We start from the raw sequence: 453 nt of genomic DNA, 5'->3' as shown, positions 1-453 counted from the left end.
CGGTAGTGGAACGCTATCACCGGGCGCTGGGGATCAAGCTCAACCATGCGGATCAAACCGTGCGCACGCTCTCCGGTGGCAACCAGCAGAAGGTGCTGCTGGCGCGCTGCCTGGAGGCCAACCCGCTGCTGCTGATCGTCGATGAACCGACGCGCGGCGTGGACGTGGCGGCGCGCGCCGATATCTATCAGCTGCTGAAAAGCGTGGCGGCGCAGAACGTGGCGGTGCTGATGATCTCAAGCGATCTCGACGAGTTTCCGGGCCTCGCTGACCGGGTGCTGGTGATGCACCAGGGCGTACACAGCGGTGAACTGCCGCGCCATGCCGTCAGTCTCGACAGGATGATGGCGCTGGCGTTTGGAGGACAATCATGAAGATCTTACTCAAAAACCGCGAGCTGAACGCGTTTCTTGCCATTCTGGCGCTGTTCGCCGTGCTGGTGGCGCTTAATCC

At 62.3% G+C, this 453-nt stretch carries 1 protein-coding gene; it reads left to right on the top strand.

Going from position 1 to position 453, the window contains the following annotated elements; all coding sequences use genetic code 11:
* Window positions 1-374 (top strand): ATP-binding cassette domain-containing protein (locus I6F28_RS37140; protein WP_225143958.1); only part of this gene is annotated, 374 nt, incomplete at its 5' end.
* Window positions 375-453: the final 79 nt, after the last annotated feature.

The organism is Bradyrhizobium sp. NBAIM14, assembly GCF_020193895.1.
Lineage (GTDB): Bacteria > Pseudomonadota > Alphaproteobacteria > Rhizobiales > Xanthobacteraceae > Bradyrhizobium > Bradyrhizobium yuanmingense.
Note: the sequence above shows the minus strand (reverse complement) of the source record. Positions and strands in the feature narration are given on the sequence as shown.